Source organism: Massilia arenae, from assembly GCF_008014745.1.
Lineage (GTDB): Bacteria > Pseudomonadota > Gammaproteobacteria > Burkholderiales > Burkholderiaceae_D > Telluria > Telluria arenae.
The window spans coordinates 1-17828 of sequence record NZ_VPFD01000033.1; the positions used below are offsets into that span (position 1 = coordinate 1).

General features: G+C 66.5%; 14 protein-coding genes. 8 read left to right on the forward strand and 6 right to left on the reverse strand.

The genetic code is table 11. From position 1 onward, the window contains the following. Positions 1–274: 274 nt before the first annotated feature. Positions 275–3121, forward strand: coding sequence for a TonB-dependent receptor (locus FVD38_RS23100; RefSeq protein ID WP_147936957.1), 2847 nt, complete (start codon positions 275–277; stop codon positions 3119–3121). A 28-nt stretch (positions 3122–3149) separates the two neighbouring features. Here FVD38_RS23100 and FVD38_RS23105 read toward each other — a convergent pair whose 3' ends face one another. From FVD38_RS23105 to FVD38_RS23115, 3 genes are all read right to left on the reverse strand, one after another. Continuing rightward, entirely contained in the window at positions 3150–4268 is a 1119-nt protein-coding gene (locus tag FVD38_RS23105) for an ankyrin repeat domain-containing protein (protein WP_147936958.1), read from the reverse strand. A 17-nt stretch (positions 4269–4285) separates the two neighbouring features. Then, positions 4286–4486 (reverse strand): hypothetical protein, encoded by a 201-nt coding sequence (locus FVD38_RS23110; RefSeq protein ID WP_147936959.1) that lies wholly within the window; start codon positions 4484–4486, stop codon positions 4286–4288. An 85-nt stretch (positions 4487–4571) separates the two neighbouring features. Then, positions 4572–5300 carry a GntR family transcriptional regulator gene (locus FVD38_RS23115; RefSeq protein WP_147936960.1) on the reverse strand — a complete coding sequence of 243 codons (729 nt, stop codon included), beginning with the start codon at positions 5298–5300 and terminating at the stop codon, positions 4572–4574. Between the two features lie 634 nt (positions 5301–5934). On the opposite strand from FVD38_RS23115, the gene FVD38_RS23120 reads away from it, so the two are divergent. Genes FVD38_RS23120 through FVD38_RS23130 form a run of 3 tightly spaced genes read left to right on the forward strand, consistent with a single transcriptional unit; the run spans position 5935 to position 9855 of the window. Then, entirely contained in the window at positions 5935–6663 is a 729-nt protein-coding gene (locus tag FVD38_RS23120; RefSeq protein WP_147936961.1) for a gluconate 2-dehydrogenase subunit 3 family protein, read from the forward strand. Between the two features lie 6 nt (positions 6664–6669). After that, positions 6670–8445, forward strand: a complete 1776-nt coding sequence (locus FVD38_RS23125; RefSeq protein WP_147936962.1) for a GMC family oxidoreductase — start codon at positions 6670–6672, stop codon at positions 8443–8445. A 12-nt stretch (positions 8446–8457) separates the two neighbouring features. Then, positions 8458–9855: a cytochrome c gene (locus FVD38_RS23130; RefSeq protein ID WP_147936963.1), complete on the forward strand. Its 1398-nt coding sequence runs from the start codon at positions 8458–8460 to the stop codon at positions 9853–9855. A 133-nt stretch (positions 9856–9988) separates the two neighbouring features. On the opposite strand, the gene FVD38_RS23135 is transcribed toward FVD38_RS23130, so the two are convergent. Next, complete coding sequence (locus tag FVD38_RS23135) at positions 9989–11059, reverse strand: ABC transporter substrate-binding protein (protein WP_147936964.1); 1071 nt, start codon at positions 11057–11059, stop codon at positions 9989–9991. Between the two features lie 210 nt (positions 11060–11269). On the opposite strand from FVD38_RS23135, the gene FVD38_RS23140 reads away from it, so the two are divergent. Continuing rightward, positions 11270–12448: a sigma-54 interaction domain-containing protein gene (locus FVD38_RS23140; protein ID WP_147936965.1), complete on the forward strand. Its 1179-nt coding sequence runs from the start codon at positions 11270–11272 to the stop codon at positions 12446–12448. Positions 12449–12464: 16 nt separating this feature from the next. On the opposite strand, the gene FVD38_RS23145 is transcribed toward FVD38_RS23140, so the two are convergent. Further along, the gene (locus tag FVD38_RS23145; RefSeq protein ID WP_147936966.1) at positions 12465–13505 is read right to left on the reverse strand and encodes an ABC transporter substrate-binding protein; all 1041 of its coding nucleotides are present in this window, start codon (positions 13503–13505) and stop codon (positions 12465–12467) included. Between the two features lie 233 nt (positions 13506–13738). On the opposite strand from FVD38_RS23145, the gene FVD38_RS23150 reads away from it, so the two are divergent. Further along, on the forward strand, positions 13739–14806 hold the full coding sequence (locus FVD38_RS23150; protein ID WP_147936967.1) for an ABC transporter substrate-binding protein: 1068 nt from the start codon (positions 13739–13741) through the stop codon (positions 14804–14806). On the opposite strand, the gene FVD38_RS23155 is transcribed toward FVD38_RS23150, so the two are convergent. Beyond that, positions 14803–15393, reverse strand: coding sequence for a malonic semialdehyde reductase (locus FVD38_RS23155; protein ID WP_147936968.1), 591 nt, complete (start codon positions 15391–15393; stop codon positions 14803–14805). The two genes, FVD38_RS23150 and FVD38_RS23155, sit on opposite strands and share 4 nt — an antisense overlap. A gap of 213 nt (positions 15394–15606) precedes the next feature. Here FVD38_RS23155 and FVD38_RS23160 point away from each other — a divergent pair, with 213 nt between their 5' ends. After that, on the forward strand, positions 15607–16620 hold the full coding sequence (locus FVD38_RS23160; protein ID WP_147936969.1) for an LLM class flavin-dependent oxidoreductase: 1014 nt from the start codon (positions 15607–15609) through the stop codon (positions 16618–16620). A 27-nt stretch (positions 16621–16647) separates the two neighbouring features. Then, positions 16648–17805 carry an LLM class flavin-dependent oxidoreductase gene (locus FVD38_RS23165; protein WP_147936970.1) on the forward strand — a complete coding sequence of 386 codons (1158 nt, stop codon included), beginning with the start codon at positions 16648–16650 and terminating at the stop codon, positions 17803–17805. Positions 17806–17828: the final 23 nt, after the last annotated feature.

Genomic DNA, 17828 nt, shown 5'->3' on the forward strand with positions numbered 1-17828 from the left:
ACATGGTGACGCAGGTTAACAGCCTCAGCTAGCGTTTACAACACCTGAAAAGAAAAATGCCGCTCAGTCTTAACTGAACGGCATTACCGCTTCGGCGGGCTTTTTTTTCGTATGTACGGGTATCCCGAATCGCCTGCAAAAAGATGTATGAAATATTTTGTGTATTTATGTCAACGGAATGACATGACAGAGCGTTAAGCCCGGTATCAGAGGGCGCGACCCGGTAAGTCCGGAGCACGTGCACGCAAGCCCGAATCACAGAATTGGAGAGTGAATGACCCGACTGAAAGTCAAGCCGATCTGCGCCGCCATCATGCTGATGTCAGCCTACGGCGCGCCAGCGCTGGCGCAAACCGCCGCCGAGACCCAGGCGGCGCCCGTCGCCACCGAACAGGCCGCACCGGCCACCGAATCCTCTCCCGCCGCACCTGCTACCCCTGCCGCTCCAGCCGCGCCACCAGCGCCGCCGCCCCAGACCGTGCCGGCCGCCGCCGTGATCCAGGTCACCGGCCTGCGCCAGAGCCTGCGCTCGGCCGAAGACATCAAGCGCGACGCCCCGCAAGTGGTGGACGCCATCAATGCCGACGACATCGGCAAATTCCCCGATCGCCAGGCGGGCGACGCGCTGCAGCGCGTGGCCGGCGTGCAGGTGGGCCGCGACCGCGGCGAGACCAGCACCGTGATCATCCGCGGCCTGCCAGACGTCGCCACCACGCTCGACGGCAACGAGATCTTCACCGCCGCCGGCCGCCGCCTGTCCTACCAGGACCTGCCGGTCCAGTCGATCGCCGGCATGGAAGTGTATAAATCGGCCACTGCCAACCAGTTCGAAGGCGGCATCGCTGGCGCCGTCAATATCCGCCTGCGCGCGCCGTTCGACAACAAGGGCTTCACCGCGACCGGCTACGTCGAGGACCGCGTGAACCAGACCAATGGCAGCGGCAATACCTCGGACAAGCACAGCCCGGGCGGCGGCTTCCTGGTCAGCAACCGCTGGAACACCGACTTCGGCGAAATGGGCGCGCTGTTCGACGTCGCTGTCAACCGCGACAACTGGGCCTTCCCGGTGCAATACGTCGACCGTCCCGACAATGTGTTCTCGGTGAGTCCGGACGGCAGCGCGACCCGCCTCGGCAACGTCGGTCCGTATGCGCCGGCCGCGCCGGGCGACGTGCTGGGCCAGTTGCCGAACATCGGCGGCATCTACAACGCCGGGCAGCGCGAGCGCCAGAGCGTGCACGGGGCCTTCCAGTGGAAGGTCAATCCGCGCCTGACGGCCAGCGCCCAGTACCTGGGCATGGGCTACCAGGGCCGCACCGGCGTCAACTACGTGATGAGCAACACCACCTGGGCGCCGCGCCTGACCGACGTTGTGCTGGCGCCGCAAGGCGGCGCCTGCGCGACGCCGCAGGGCGCGATCTGCCCGATCCTGGCCGCTAGCGCGCCGGCCGCGCAGTTCGGCAACGCCTATGACTGGGATCCGTACACGGCATCGAGCACCTGGGGCCAGAACGAGCGCACCACCACCCACTACCTGAACCTCGGCCTGAAGTACAACGACGGCCCGCTGAGCGTCGATTCGCAGTTCGGCTACACCCGCTCCAAATTCGTCAACGACACCGTGATCGTCGACCAGCAGGTGCCGGGCGCCAGCGCCAGCGTGTATTCGTACGGCGCCGACGGCCACGGCGGCTTCAACGCGATCACGCTGCCGGGCAATAGCGGCAATGCGCTGCAGGATTCGCGCAACTACGTGCTGCGCGGGATGGTGCAGAACTGGAACGAGCAGACCGGCAGCCAGCTGCAATGGCGCACCGACGCCACCTATCGCCTGGGCGGCGACGGCTTCTTCACCGCCGTGCTGGCCGGCCTGCGCCTGTCCTCGCGCAAGGCTGGCTACCACGGCGCCGAAGGCCACGCCGACTTCACGGGCGAGCGCCCGAGCGCCGCCAGCGCGCTCGGCCCGTCGTTCCAGGCGCAGGTAGCTGGCCTCGACCGCCTGGGCGGCGCCTGGTACGGCCCGTCGTCCGACTACCTGATCGACAATGCCGACGCGGTGCGCAATCTGTACGGCGCGGCCAGCGGCCGCGTGCCGGACGACCCGGGCCGCCTGTTCGACCAGCGCGAGCGCAACGCGACGCTGTACCTGGCCACGCGCTGGGCCGCCAACCCGGCTGGCATCGACGTCAAGGGTGAAATCGGCGCGCGCGTGGTGCGCCTGAATCGTGAGCTGAGCGGCATGACCCGGATCGGCGACCAGGTGTCGAACGTCGACCTGTCGACCTACGAAACCAATTACCTGCCGAGCGCCTCGGCGGTGGTCGGCTGGACCGAAGACCTGCAGTCGCACTTCTCGGTCGGCAAGACCATCACCCGGCCGAACTTCGGCACGCTCAATCCGGCCCTGACCCTGGTGCCGTCGACCGTCAACGTGCCGGGCAGCGGCGGCGCCGGCAACCCCTACCTGGAGCCGACCCGCTCGACCAATATCGACGCCACGCTCGAATACTACTTCCAGAAGAACGGCTTCGCCCAGGTTGCGCTGTTCCACCGCGACATCGACGGCTACGAGCAGAGTTTTACGCGCGACGAGGTCATCGACGGGCAGGTCTATCGCGTGACGCGTCCGCAGAACTCGGGCAAGGGCCGCCTGCGTGGGGCGGAATTCGGGGTCCAGAAGTTCTTCGACTTTTTGCCTGGCCCATGGGCCAACTTCGGCGCCCAGGCCAACTACACCTGGATCGACGGCGAGAACCAAAGCCGCACCGCGTTCGACAGCGATACCTACACCACCACGCCGCTCACCGGCGTGGCCAAGAAGAGCTACAACTTCGCGCTGCTGTACGAGGGCAATGGCATCACCGGCCGCCTGGCTGCCACCCGCCGCGGCGACTACGTCGAGCAGATCGCGGAACTGCCGTTCAACCAGGACCGCGTGGTCAAGGCCGCGACCTTCGTCGACCTGAGCATCGGCTACGAGATCAACGACAACGTCTCGCTGCAGTTCGATGCGATCAACCTGACCAAGGCGAAGTTCGAGAGCTCGCTCGGCGAATTCATGCCGCGCGACGTGCGCTACAACCCGACGACTTACGGCCTGAGCCTGCGGTTCCGGATGTAAGCGCGTTGTAAAAGCCTATCCCAAAGGCCTATTCCGGCAGGGACAGGCCCAGTTCTCCGGCGTCGTCGCGTTCCAGCAGCGCCTCGATCACTTCGCGGCGGCGCTCGTCGCCGCGAAGCGCTGCGGCCAGTTCGCCAGCGTCTGGCCGCAGGCCATGGCGCAGCAGCAGCGCGAGGACGTCCACCCTCCAGTCGAAGAATTCCGTCTCCACCGAATACAGCTCCCAGGGCGTGCTGTCGAGCGCCGCGAGGAAGGCGGGCAGCGCGCTGCCGTCCACGTCGGCGCCCGCGGCCAGCGCCAGCTCGACCATCGTCTCGTCGAGGGTCGATGCGGCGGCCGCCAGCAGATCCTTGTCGCGGGCGTCGGCGCCGTGTTCCAGCAGCCATTCGAAGGCCTCGATGGCGAGTTGGCGCGCCGCCACTGCCAGCGCAGCGCTGCCACCGCTGGTGATGTCTACCCCTTGCGTGAGCAGGAAGGCCAGGGTGTCCGTGGCGTTCGCCGCGGCAGCCGCCGCGAAGGCAACCTCCAGCATCGGCCGCCGCGCATCGCCGGCATGGTCGAGCAGGCAGGCCAGCACCGTGTCGGCGCCTGCGGCCGCGGCGGCGGCGCTCGCTGCGCCGCTATCGGCCAGCGGATCGGCGCCCTGCTCAAGGGCGCGCCGCACCGCCTCGAGGTCGCCGTGGCGGCAGGCCATCTCGAGAAAGCGCTTCCAGAATGCGGCCTGCCAGGCGTCGGGACGCACGCCATCGTGGACGAAGGTTTCGCGCAGGCCGGCCATGCGCCCGGCAATGAAGGCGCCGAGCCAGGGATCGGCTGTTTCCAGCATCAGCGCGGCGCCGTTGTCGGACACCGAGGCGGCGACCGCGTCGGGCCAGGGCTGGTCTGCCTCGAGGACCGCCTCGAGCAGTGCGCCTAGCGCCAGCCGCAGGTCGACGTCGAAGGCCGAACCCCAGGCCAGCAGGGCGCCCAGCTTGAGTTGCGGCGGGAGGCTGCTCATGCCGGCGAATTGCAGCATGGCGTCGGCGTAGCGTGGTTCGGGCCAGGTGGGGCCGGACTGGTGCTCGTCGAGCAGGCCGTGCCAGAGCGGGCCGATCTCGTCCAGAGTGCGGCAGTTTTCGAGGGGGAGGTACCAGGGTGTGTGCGACATATCTCTTTCTTGATGGTTCAGCCGCGGCCGATGAAGGAGGCGATCAGGTTGCCGTAGCCGACGTTCCGCAGCCGCTCGTCGCGGGTGATGTTCGAGCGCGGGTCGTAATGAGCGACGATGCGCAGGCGCTCATCACGGCCGGTCTGGCGGCCGTCGGGGGCTGTGTCGATATAGCCGATGATGCGATGACGCGCATCCTTGAGGATCTGGCGGGACATGGGCGGGATTCCTGCGATGGAAAACCTGCAGTGTCCATGTGGATACGACAGCTGGCGTCGCGCGGGCAGGTAGCCTAGACGCCGGTCAGGACACCTTGCGCGTCGGCGCGGCGTCGGTCACCATCTCCATCACCGAATTACGCTTGTCCAGCAGGTGCAGCGACAGGATCGCCGCCAGGCGCTTGCCGTCGCGCGCCTCGAGCGCTTCCATCATCTGGCGGTGCTCTTCGATCGCCTGGTCCCATTTTTCGGGGACGATATTGGACTTGAGCCGCAAGGACTGCAGCCGCCGGTTCATGTTCAGGTAAGTATGGTGGAGGACGGAGTTGCGCGCGGCCTCGGAGATCTTGTTGTGGATCGCCTGGTTGCGGCTGTAGTAGCCGGGCAGGTCGCCCTGTTCGCGGCAGGTCAGCATCGCATCGTGCAGGGCCCGGATCTCGGCGACTTCCTCGGGCGTGATCCGCGCGCACGCGTGTTCGCCCGCGAGGGCTTCGAGGCCGCTGACGAATTCGAAGGTTTCCCATACTTCTTGCTGCGACATCTTGTAGACCGAGGCGCCGCGATTCGGCGAGATCTCGATCAGGCCCTCGGCCGCGAGCGCCTTCAAGGCTTCGCGCAGGGGCGTGCGCGAAATGCCCATGGTTTCGCACAGTTCGCGCTCGTTGAGTTTCATTCCGGGAGGGAAAACGGACTCGACAATCGACCGCCGCAGGTGGGAAACCACCGTGTCGTGCAGGTGCTGCCGGGCCAGCTTTGGAAGGGCGGGCGCTACGACGCCGCGTTCCGAAGCCGGATCAACTTTCGAGTCTTGCATTCAATGTCTCCACTTCCATAGTTTTGGAGGAATTCTATCATTCGGCCGTATTTGCATTGCTGAAAGCAGACTTAACTTCTCGAAAATAATGATCTGCCATGCATAGGTGGGCGCTGCAGTATGTTCCATTTCTGCAACATATCGCGACACGCAAGCACCCCTGGCGTCTGCTGCCGTTCAGTTTGACCAAGTGTCAAATGCGACGCCCATGACGCGCGCGCGCCGCGTCGCGACTTTCGGACGCTATCCCGTCTTTTTTTCAACTCTCGCCGATGTGGGAGATGCGTATTCTCGCCACGGCACACGAACGGCGGAGGCGGTAGGCCCAGCCAAATCAAGGTGTCGCACCGCGCCGGCCAGATGAATCAAAAGATTCAAAAGATTCTGAAATTTCGAAACTGCAATTCTAGCAGCTGAGATTGCTTTCGCGCTTGTAACGATTGGTATTGCTCAAATAGTTGCCGTGGGTGGCTAGGTGAGTCGGTGGTGCCGTCAAAACGCTGGATGGCTAAAAATTTCCCTGCAGAAATTAGCTTTAGCGGGTGCCCGGGACTGGCATACCACTCCGGTTGTTGGTACTATGTATCTTGCATTTTGCATACAAAATACATTCTTTAATTGAGAGAGAGACTTCATGTCCGACGATCAGCAATCCCCATCGCGGCGGCGCCTCATCAAGAGCCTGGTGTTCGTGCCCATGGGTGCGGGCGCGGCGGCAGCGATCCATCAGGGCCTGCCCAACGCCAACGCCACCGCCACCGCACCAGCGGAAGGCAAGCCGAATCCCTACACGCCCAAGTTCTTCAACGCGAAGGAATGGAAATTCGTGATCGCCGCGGTCGATCGCCTGATCCCGCATGACGAGCACGGCCCCGGCGCCGTCGAGTCGGGCGTGCCGGAGTTCCTCGATCGCCACATGCAGTCGCCGTACGCGTCCGGCAGCATCTGGTACATGCAGGGCCCGTTCCTGGAAGCGACTTCCGATTTCGGCTACCAGGGCAAGCTGGCGTTGAAAGACATCATCCGCGTCGGCATCGCCAATGTCGACGCCCACTGCGTCAAGACCTATTCAGGCAAGGCCTTCGCCGACCTCGACGTGCGCATGCAGGAAGCGGTCCTCAAGGACCTCGAAGGCGGCAAGATCAAGCTCGCCGACATTTCGTCGAAGACCTTCTTCGCCGACTTCCTGGCCGAGACCCGCGCCGGCTACTTCTCCGATCCTAGCCATGGCGGCAACAAGGACATGGGCGCCTGGAAGATGATCGGTTACCCCGGCATGCGGGGCGACTACCTGGAGTGGGTGAAGATTCGCGACAAACCGTATCCGCTGGGACCGGTGGACCTGGCTGGACGTAGGGGATAAGAGAATATGGCAATCGTAAAAGAGAAAAAAGACGTCGTTATCGTCGGCGCCGGCTGGGTCGGCGCCATCATGGCCAAGGAATTGACCGACGCGGGCATGAATGTGCTCATCCTGGAACGCGGCCCTGACCGCGACACCCAGACCGACTTCGCGTATCCGCGCGTGATCGACGAGCTCGAAGGTTCGGTGCACCGCAAATACCTGCAGTCGCTGGCGCAAGAAACCGTGACCATCCGCCACAACCTGTCCACCGTGGCGGTGCCGAAGCGCCGCATGGGTTCGTTCAAGCCGGGTACCGGCGTGGGTGGTGCGGGTTCGCACTGGTCGGGCGTGCACTTCCGCGCGCTGCCGGAAGACTTCAACCTGCGCAGCACGATGGAGCAGCGCTACGGCAAGAAGATCATGCCTGCCGGCATGTCGATCCAGGACTTCCCGGTCACCTTCGAAGAGCTGGAGCCCCACTTCGACCACTTCGAATACGTGTGCGGCACCTCGGGCAAGGCCGGCGTCATCAACGGCAAGGTCGTCGAAGGCGGCAACCCGTTCGAAGGCTCGCGTTCGCGCGAATACCCGCTGGGACCGAATCCGGACTACCTGGGCGGCGAAATGTTCTACAAGGCGGCGCGTGAAATGGGTTACCACCCGTTCCCGATCCCGGCCTCGAATACCTCGGCCAGCTATGTCAACCCGTATGGTTGCCAGATGGGCCCTTGTAACTTCTGCGGCTTCTGCTCGGACTACGGTTGCCTGAACTACTCGAAGGCCAGCCCGAACATCAACATCTTCCCTGTGCTGCGCGGCCGCAAGAACTTCGAAATGCGCACGCTGGCCCAGGTACTGAAGGTCAACCTGACGGCGGACGGCAAGATGGCCACCGGCGTGAACTACCTGGATGCAGGCGGCCAGGAATGCGAGCAGCCGGCGGACATCGTCATCCTGGGCGCGTTCTCGCTGTACAACGTGCACCTGATGCTGGTGTCGAAGATCGGCCCGGCCTACGATCCGGTGACCAAGACCGGCACGGTCGGCAGGAACTACTCGTACCAGAACCTGAATCGCGTCTCGCTGTTCTTCGACAAGAACGTGCACGCCAACCAGTTCATGGGCGTTGGCGGCGGCGGCACCACCTTCGATGACCTGAACGGCAACCGCAACGATCCGACCAAGTCGGGCTTCGTCGGCGGCGGCGTGATCTGGGCGCGCCAGCCGGGCGGCGGTCCGGTGCGCGGCATCGCGACCGCGCCGGGCGTGCCGAACTGGGGCAGCGACTGGAAGAAGGGCGCCAAGGATGCGATGCGTCACTCGTTCTACTACGAAGTGCAGGGTTCCTGCATGTCGTACGACGACGCCTACCTGGACCTGGATCCAAACTACAAGGATGCCTTCGGCCGTCCGCTGCTGCGCATGACCTTCGACTGGCATGACAACGAGATCGCGGCGTCGGCCTACCTGGTCGACAAGGCGCAGGAGATGTGCAAGGTGCTGAACCCGCTGGCGACCAAGGGCGACGCCAAGAAGCCGGGCACGCACTACAACATCAACCAGTACCAGAGCACGCACACGGTCGGCGGCGCCATCATGGGCGCGAATCCGAAGACCTCGGCCCTGAACAAGTACCTGCAGTCGTGGGACGTGCCGAACGTGTTCGCGCCGGGCGCCAACGCCTTCCCGCAGAACAACGGCTATAACCCGACCGGCATGGTCGGCGCGCTGGCCTACTGGTGCGCGAAAGCGATCCGGGAACAGTACATCAAGAACCCGGGCCCGCTGGTGCAGGCGTAAGAGGACGAACACATGACCAAACAAAAACCTGTCAAGAAGATCGTCCTCGGTCTCGCCATCGCCGGCGCGGTGGTCTTTGCCGGCGCCTACGGCTATGCCGTGGCGCCGACCGAGACCCGCAAGATCGAACCTGGTCCGCAACTGGCCAACCTGGCCCCCGGCGTCAAGCCTGATGCCGGCCTGATCGAGAAGGGGCGCTACGTCGCCACCGCGTCCGACTGTATCGCCTGCCACACGGCGCCGGGCGGCAAGGAGTTCGCCGGCGGCCGCGTGATCCAGTCGCCGATCGGTAATATGTACGCGACCAACGTCACGCCGGACAAGGAAACCGGCATCGGCAACTACTCGCTGGACGATTTCGATCGTGCGGTCCGCCACGGCATCGTGCCGAGCGGCGGGACGCTGTATCCGGCGATGCCGTTCCCGTCGTATGCCCGCATGAGCGATGACGACATGCGCGCGCTGTACGCCTACTTCATGCACGGCGTCGAGCCGGTCAAGCAGGCCAACCGCGACAACGAGATCAGCTGGCCGCTGTCGACCCGCTGGCCGCTGGGCATCTGGCGCAAGACCTTCGTGCCGGTGCAGGGCCCGATGGACCTGTCGAAGTATTCCGACCAGACCATCGCCCGCGGCGCCTACCTGGTGCAGAGCCTGGGCCACTGCGGCAGCTGCCACACCCCGCGTGCGGCGACGCTCAACGAGCTGGCGCTGGACGAATCGGGTCCGGAATACCTGGCCGGCGGTCCGCTGATCGATGGCTGGCTGGCGGTGAACCTGCGCGGCGACAAGGTCGACGGCATGGGCAACTGGACTGCGCAAGACATCGTCGACACGCTCAAGACCGCCCGTAACAAGCACTCGGGCGTGCTGGGCGAGCCGATGCAGGACGTCGTCAAGCACAGCACCCAGAACATGCTTGATGCCGACCTGATGGCGATGGCGCTTTATATCAAGAGCCTGCCGGAGACCGGCAACAAGAAGGCCACCTTCGCCGCCAGCGACGCCACCGTGCAGAAGATCATGCAGGGTAACGACAGCGAACGCGGCGTCCAGCTCTACCTGGACAACTGCGCGGCCTGCCACCGCGTGGACGGCAAGGCGGCCGGCGACGTGTTCCCTGCGCTGCCGGGCAATCCGACCGTGCTGCAGGAAGACGCAACGTCCCTGATCCGTGTGATCCTGGCCGGCGCCCGCCTGCCGTCGACCCACACGGCGCCGTCGGACCTGGGCATGCCGGGCTTCGCTTGGCGTCTGTCGGACGAAGAGACCGCACAGCTGGTGACTTTTGTCCGCAACAGCTGGGGCAACCAGGCTTCGCCAGTCGGCGCGGCGGAAGTCGCCAAGGTGCGCAAGCTGGTCAAGGAGCATGAGCTGCATACGGCGGACAAGGGCGATACCAAGCACTGATCCGGTAGCGTACCTCTAGTTCGTATCAACGTCGTCCCCGCGCAGGCGGGGACCCAAGTATTCAGCGTTTCGACAGCGCTGGCAGTACTTGGGTCCCCGCCTGCGCGGGGACGACGTTTTGGGGCTAACCGTTTCAATGTACGTAGATGGCCCCTTGGACAGGTGGATAGATTGCATTGGCCGGCGTGACTTGGCCCGCGAATCGTTTCGCCTCCGCCAGCGGCGCCGGATCGATCCATTCATCGATATCGAAATCGCGCCGGATAAACCCCCACTCGAGCAGGAATTCCTTCTGCGACGCCAGCCCCGCCAGCCGCACCGGATCGAGTCCCGGCGTCAGGCTGCGGTGCAGTGCGGGCCCCAGCGCCCCGGTGACATCGAGGGCGGTATAACCGGGATTCTCGAGCGCCGCCAGTTGCCCCACCTCGTCCGGATGCTCGCGCGCCCAGGCCCCCGCGCGCAGCAGCACGCCCAGGTAGCGGCGCACGATGCCGGGATGGCGCGCCAGAAAATCGCGGTCGACCGTGATCGGCCGTGGCGTGCCGTTGTTCACCCGCTGCAGCGGATCTTCCAGCCGGTTCAGGTCGGCGATCACGCGCAAGGACGGATCGCGCGCCGCGGCGTGGCCCTGGGCGCCGCGCAGGAAAACCGCATCCACATAGCCCGACTTCAGCGCATCGAGTTCGATATCGCGACCCGGATCGCGTTGCGGGAACTCGAAATCGGGTGACTCGATATGGGTCCAGCGCGCGCGGCGCGGATCGAGCCCGGCAATGTTCAACGCCGTGACGAAGCCGCGCTGGGCGCTGGCGCGGTGGATGTCGATCAGGGCGCGCCGGCGCAGCGGCAGTCCAAGGCGCTTCGTTTTCAGGTCGGCCAGGGTCTGGATGCCGCTGCCCTCCCGCACCAGGATGCCCTGGTATTCGTCGACCCAGGTGATGCCCACCACCACCGCGCCCTGGCCCTCGGAGCGGGCCCATAGCGCCGGCACATTGCCGCCTTCGCGGAACAGGCCCGTCTGGCCGTGGTGGTAGTAGGACAGGCGGATGTCGCGGCTGGCCGCGTCTTCCAGCGAACGCAGCGAAGTGGCGCCGCCGTCGAACTCGGCGTGCAGCCAGCCCTTGGCGACGGCCAGGCCGGTGGCGGTGGCGCCGCCGCGGTGGCTGTACCAGAGCTGGATCGGGGAATGCAGTGGTGATGTCATGTGTTGTTTCCAGGTTGTCGTATCCACAGTCAGAGCAAGCGCCGGGCCAGCGCAAATTGCCTGTCGATTGCTGATTTCTGCGCAGCTTTTGCTGGCTGGCGCGCAGTTCTGGCGCTGTTTCGGATACGCGGGCGTGGATATGCGTAATCCGGATAAGCTTGCGTCGGACAATTCGTTCGCAGCGCGGCGGTGCGCGACTATAGTCAGGACATGAACCTGACCGCCCCCTACCTACCACCCGAATTCGCGCGCAACGCCCAGCTCGCGCGCGGCGGCCCGGACGCCGAACCGCTGGTGGCGTTTACCGACGCTCCCAAGACCAGCCTCCTAGTGAGGGCCACCGCCTTCGTGTTCGCCGACCCGCGCTCGCGCGCGTTGCAAGAGATGATCGAGCGCGTCGCGCCCAGCGAGGCGACCATCCTCGTCACCGGCGAGACCGGCACCGGCAAGGAGCTGATCGCGCGCCACGTGCACGCGCTGAGCCGCCGCAGCGGCGGAAAATTCGTGGCGATCAACTGCGGCGCATTCTCCGAAACCCTGATCGAGAGCGAGTTGTTCGGCTATGAGAAGGGAGCGTACACCGGCGCCATGCAGGGCAAGGCGGGCTGGTTCGAGACCGCCAACGGCGGCACGCTGTTCCTCGACGAGATCGGGGACTTGCCGATGCCGATGCAGGTCAAGCTGCTGCGCGTTCTGCAGGAGCGCGAAGTGGTGCGCCTGGGCTCGCGCCAGACGGTGCCGATCGACGTGCGCCTGATCGCCGCCACCAATGTCGACCTGGCCGAGGCGGTGCGCGCCGGGCGCTTCCGCGAAGACCTGTATTACCGTTTGCAGGTGATCGCGCTGCCGCTGCTGCCGCTGCGCGAGCGGCCGGGCGACGTGATGCCGCTCACGCGCCACTTCGTCCAGGTCTATGCCGAGCGCCTGCACCTGGGCGAGGTGAGCCTGTCGCCAGAAGCCGAGTTGGCCCTGCGCCAGTATCCGTGGCCCGGCAATATCCGCGAACTGGAAAACGTGGTCCATCGCGCCCTGCTGGTGTGCCGCAATGGCCGGGTCACTCCAGCAGACTTGAGCTTGTCGCCGTTGATGCAGGCGCCTGTGATTGCGCCGGCTCCACCGGTGTACTTTGCGCCCGCCGCGCCTGTATCAGCTCCACCGCCCGAACCCGAGCCGCCTGCCGCCGTCGCCTGCGAATCCGAGCGCTTCCAGGCCGCCTGGCAGGCGCTGCTCGACTCGGGCGAGCAGATCACTTTCGAGGCCCTGCAGCTGCAGCTGGTGGTCGCCGCCTGGGAGAGCAGCGACCGCAACCAGCTGCGCACGGCGCGCTACCTGAACATCAGCCGCAACGTGCTGCGCACCTATCTGAAGAAGGCCGGCGTCCTGGCCTGACGCCGGCCGCATTTTTCTAAGCCGCCAACTGCTCCCGGCTGTCCAGCAGCGCGCGCGCCGCCGCCAGCGGCCGCGCGTCGGCCCAGGCGCGCACGTCGACGTCGCGGTCGAGGAAACCGTGGACCAGCTGGAAGTTCTTCTGCTGTTCGAACAGGGCCAGGCGCTCTTCGGACAGGTCGGGCGCCAGCGCCGTATGGAAGCCGTCGCGGTAGGCGGCGGCCACGGCGTCGCCGCCGGCCTGGGTCTCCTGCTGCAGGATCGCACGCACCTCGTCGCGGTGCCGGGCCGCCCAGTCGGCGGCGCGCAGCGTCTGCGCCAGGAAGCGGGTGAGCAGGTCAAATTGGCGCTCCAGGAAGTCGCGGTGCACGGTGATCGGCCGCGGCGTGCCGTTGTTGACGCGGTGACGGCGCTGGGGCAGGGCGTCGAGGTCGATGCCGACTTCCACACCGGCCGCGCGCGCCGCCTCCACCGCCGCCGCGCCTTTGACGTAGACCGCATCGACGTCGCCGCGCACCAGGGCGGCGATGCCCTGCCACAGGCTGGCGCCGGGGGCGGCGTCCGGCGGCGTCGCTTCGGGGCTGCCTACTTCTTCCAGGATCACGTCGCCCAGGCCCAGGCCGACGCTGGCCAGTGCCCCGTGGTAGCCGGCCAGGCTCATGCCGCGTGCGATGCTTCGTCCGCGCCGGTTCCATTCGAGGTCGTCGCGGCGAAACACGGGCAGCGCCAGGCGCTTGCCCTGCAGGTCGCGCGGGCTGCGGATGCCGGAACCGGGCCGCACCAGGATCGTTTGCCACTCGTCGATCCAGGTCAGGCCGACCAGGCGGGTGTCGGCGCCTTGCGCGCGCGCCGGCAGGGCCAGGAGGTTGCCGCCTTCGCGGACCAGCGTCGTCAGGCCATGGTCGTAATGGTGGCGCGCCAGCTCGCCGCCGGTTTCCTGCAAGGTCTTGATGGCGATGCCGTCGGCGGCGAATTCCTCGTCCAGCCATCCCAGCTTGTAGGCCAGGCCGGTGGCGGTGGGGACGGGACATCGGGTAAACCAGATCGTGTCAATGCTCATGCGCTCAGCTCCTTCGGTGGGCAGGCCGAACGGCCCGGTGCCTGTCAGGGATGCAGGAAGCGTGCCGGTGCTGGCCACTTGGGATGTGCTGGATTTGCGGCAGCGTGTGCTGGGCGCTGCTGCGGCGTCAGCAGTCGCTGCTCCGAAGCCAGTAGCTGCCTGCGGCGCAAGGATGGCACGTGTCTTGCGGTTCGGATACCGACGTCGTCCAAGTCCATCACCGAGGAGAATCCATGAGTACCGAACCATCACGACCGCTAGACACCCTGTGGTACACCCGCTGCCCGGTGCCGACCGCGCTCGGCATCGCCGTGCAGCAGGGCTGGCTCGAAGAGACGCTGGCCGCGCGCGGCACCGCCGTCAAATCGCTGCGCGAGTCGGACCAGCGCGCCGTGCGCGAATCGCATTTCGACCATACCCTGCAGAACTCCGTGCGCCACGGCGGCAACATCCCGGCGCTGTGGGCGCGCGCGGCGGGCAGCGACACGCGGCTGATCGGCCTGTCGTGGGCCGACGAGACCCAGCGCATCCTGACCCTGCCGACCAGCGGCATCCGCACCCCGCGCGACCTCAAGGGCCGCCGCTTCGGCCTGCCCAAGTGGACCAACGCCCAGATCGACTTCGCCCGCGCGCAAGCGATTCGCGGCCTGGAGAATGCGCTGCGCCTGGATGGGCTCGAGGTCAGCGACGTGGAGCTGGTCGATTTCGTGATCGAACAGGGCCAGAGCGACGCGCCGGCCGAACGGGTGGCCGGCACCAATGTCTTCGGTGGCCAGCGCCGCAGCGGCGGCCAGGCGGCCGAACTGGTGGGCCTGCTGCGTGGCGAGGTCGATGCGATCTTCCTGAAAGGCGCCATTGCGGCCCAGTTGGCGCAGCTGTTTGGCCTGCACACGGTGATCGATACCGGCGTGCATCCGGAGCCGCTGGTGCGCTCGAACAACGGCACGCCGCGCGCGCTGACGGTCGACAGCCACCTGGTCGAGCAGCACTTCGACGTGGCGGTGGACATCGTCGACCAGGTGCTGCGCGCCCAGGAGTGGGCACGCGCCCATCCGGACGACACGCGCCGCTTCCTCGCGCGCGAATCGAATACCAGCGAGTACTGGGTGACCGCGGCCTACGGGCAGGATGCGCATCAGCGGCTGGACACCTCACTGTCGGAAGCGAACATCGCCGGCCTGCAGGATTTCGCGGACTTTTTGCTGCGCTGGGAATTCCTGCCGGCCGCGGTCGACGTGCGCGGCTGGATCGATGCGCGGCCGTTCGACGCGGCGCTGGCGCGCCGCCTGCGCGCGGCCTAGAGCACGGTGACGGCCTGCGCGAAATCGAGGCGCGGGCCGCGTGGGCGCAGCGATTCCGGGTCGCCGTAGCCGAGGTTGACGAGAAAGTTGGCGCGGTATCGTCCGTCCGCAAAGAACTCGCGATTGACGGCATCGGCGTCGAAGCCCGACATCGGGCCGGTGTCCAGGCCCAGGGCCCGCGCGGCCAGGATCAGGTAGGCGCCCTGAAGCGCGGTGTTGCGCTGCGCGGTCGACTCGAGCAGGGCCGGGTTGGCGTCGAACAGCGCCTTGGCATCGTAGACGGGGAATTGTTCGGGCAAGTGCTCGTGAAAGCGCAGGTCCTGGGCCACGATCACGACCGCCGGCGCCGCCAGGGTCTTCTCGCGGTTGCCGGACGAGAGGGCTGGGGCCAGACGCTCCTTCGCCTCCGGCGACTGCACGATGACGTAGCGCGCCGGCTGGGCGTTGAAGGCGGTCGGACCCCATTTCAGCAAGTCGTACAGGGCCGCGATGGTCTCGCGCTCGACCGCGCGCGGCAGGAAGCGGCTGTAGGTGCGGGCGCTGCGAAACAGCTGCTCGAGGGCGGCGTCGTTCAGTGGTGAGGACAAGGTCGGTACTCCCGAGGTTGGATGAAGGGAATGTCACCCGCACGCAAGAAGCGCTCCAGCCGCGGCCCGCGCTTGCCGCTGCGCGGGATGCAGCAGGCTGTCGCTTTGTGGCCAGTGCGCGCGCGCCAGGTGCTGCTTGCGCAGCAGCCTGGCCATCGGCTGCATGGCACGCATTCTGCTCGTCTGGAGCTTACCACTTCACGAGGATCCCGTATGACCACCGAATTCATCTGGCAACTGCCCACCAGCGGCGACGGCCGCTACTCGCAAGCGCAGCGCAGCCGCCGCGGAGAGCGCGCCGCGCCGGGCCACATTCCGTTCACGGAAGGCGTGAGCGATCCGCGCGGCGACCGCTTCAATTACTTCGACTACCTGCACCAGGTCGCGCGCGCCGCCGACATCACAGGCTTCGATGGCGTGCTGGTCCCGCATGACCTGGAAGGCGACGAATCCTGGATCGTGGCCGGCTACCTGGCGCGCGGCACGCGGCATGTGCGGCTGATCGCCGGCTTCGATGCGGCCTGGGGCTCGGCGGTGTATGCCGCCAAGAACGCGGTCAGCCTCCAGCGCGCGACCAATGGCCGCTTCGGCTGGCAGATCGTCGCGGGTGCGGACGAGGCGACGCGCCGGCGCCATGCCGACAATGTGCCGCAACACGATGTGCTGGCGCGGATCGATGAATTCGTGACCGTCGCACGCGGCGTGCAGACCAGTGCCCCCTACGACTTCAACGGCCGCTTCTTCGAAGTGCAGGGCGGTGGCTTCCGTGGGCCGCTGGGCGGCAACCCCTTGCCGCCGGTGTACCTGGGAGGCACGTCGGAAGAGGCGCTTGCGCTGTCGGCGCGGCAGGCCGACGTCCACGTGTTCGATGCCGCCTCGGTTGGGGAACTGCATGCGCCCATCGCGCGCCTGCGTGAGCTGGCCCAGGGTCGGTCGCTCGCGATCGGACTGCGCATCGACGTGCTGGCGCGCGAAGACGCGGCGGAAGCGGAGCGCGAGGCCGCGCTCTACCTGGCGCAGAGCGGGCAAGAGCGTGCCGGCTTCGAGCGCCGCACCCTGGTTGGCAGCTATGACGAGGTCGAACAGCGCCTGGCCGAGTATGCGGAGGCGGGCGTCACCAGCTTCGTGCTGGGCGCCACGCCGCATCTCGAAGAAGCATGGCGCTTCGGCGAGTACGTGCTGCCGCGCCTGCGCGCCCGCTTGAACCAGAACCGCCAGGCCGCCTGACCCTCTCCGTATTCAAGGACATCCATCATGACCATCGATATCTTCTGGCGTATTCCAACCCACGGCGAACCGAGCTCGCACCGCAGCCGCGCGCCGCACCGCGGCGACTGGTTCCCCGGTAACGACAACCTGCGCAACCCCAGCGTCGGCGGCGGCAGCGGCGGTTTCAGCTACATCGACTACATCGCCGAGATCGCCCATGCGGCCGAGATCTCCGGCTTCCAGGGCGGCCTGATACCGTCGTTCCCGATGACCGACGAGCCGTGGGTGATCTCGAGCCTTCTGGCGCGCGAGACCTCGACCTTCCGCTTCATGATCCCGTTCCAGCCGGGGTTCCTGAACCCGGTGGTGGCGGCGCGCATGACCGCCAGCCTGCAGCGCGCCACCGGCGGGCGGGCGCTCTACAACGTGATCACCGGTGGTGGCGGGCCGGCGCAGCTGTGGTGGGGCGATTCGGCCGGCCACGACGACCGCTATACCCGCACCACCGAATTCCTCGACATCGTGCGCGGCGTCTGGCGCGGCGGGTCCTTCTCTTACCAGGGCAAGTTCTACCAGGTCGAGGACGCAGGCCTGGCGCATCCGCTGTCCAGCCAGGACTTCCCCGAGATTTACTTCTCCGGCTCGTCCGATGCGGCGCTGGCCTCGGCCTCGAAGCATGCCGACTACTACCTGACCTGGCTCGAGCCCTTCGAGCAGCTGCGCGAGAAGTTCGCCAAGGTCAAGGAGAAGACCGACAAGCTGGGACGCAAGATCAAGTGCGCGGTGCGGGTCGACATCGTGGCGCGCGCCACCGAAGAAGAAGCCTGGGCCGAGGTGGCGAAGGGCTTTGCCAATACCGACAAGGCCACGCTGGACGCCTTCCTCGGCGTTGACGGCAGCGATTCGGTCGGCGCGGCGCGCCAGCGCGGCAACCGTCCGACCACGGTCAACAGCTACAAGGACCTGATCGTCGAGCCGAATATCTGGTCGGGCTTCAATCTGCTGCGCGGTGGCCAGACCCAGGGCATCGTCGGCAGTTACGAGCAGGTGGCGCAGCGGCTGGACGATCTGGTCCAGCTGGGCGCCGACGCCTTCATCCTGGCCAGCACGCCGCACCTGGAAGAAGCCTATCGGGTGGGCGAGGAAGTGTTGCCGCTGGTGCGTGGGCGCGCCGGCCAGCAACTGCTGCGCGCGGTTGGATAGAGCGCGTTCTTTTGACGGACAAG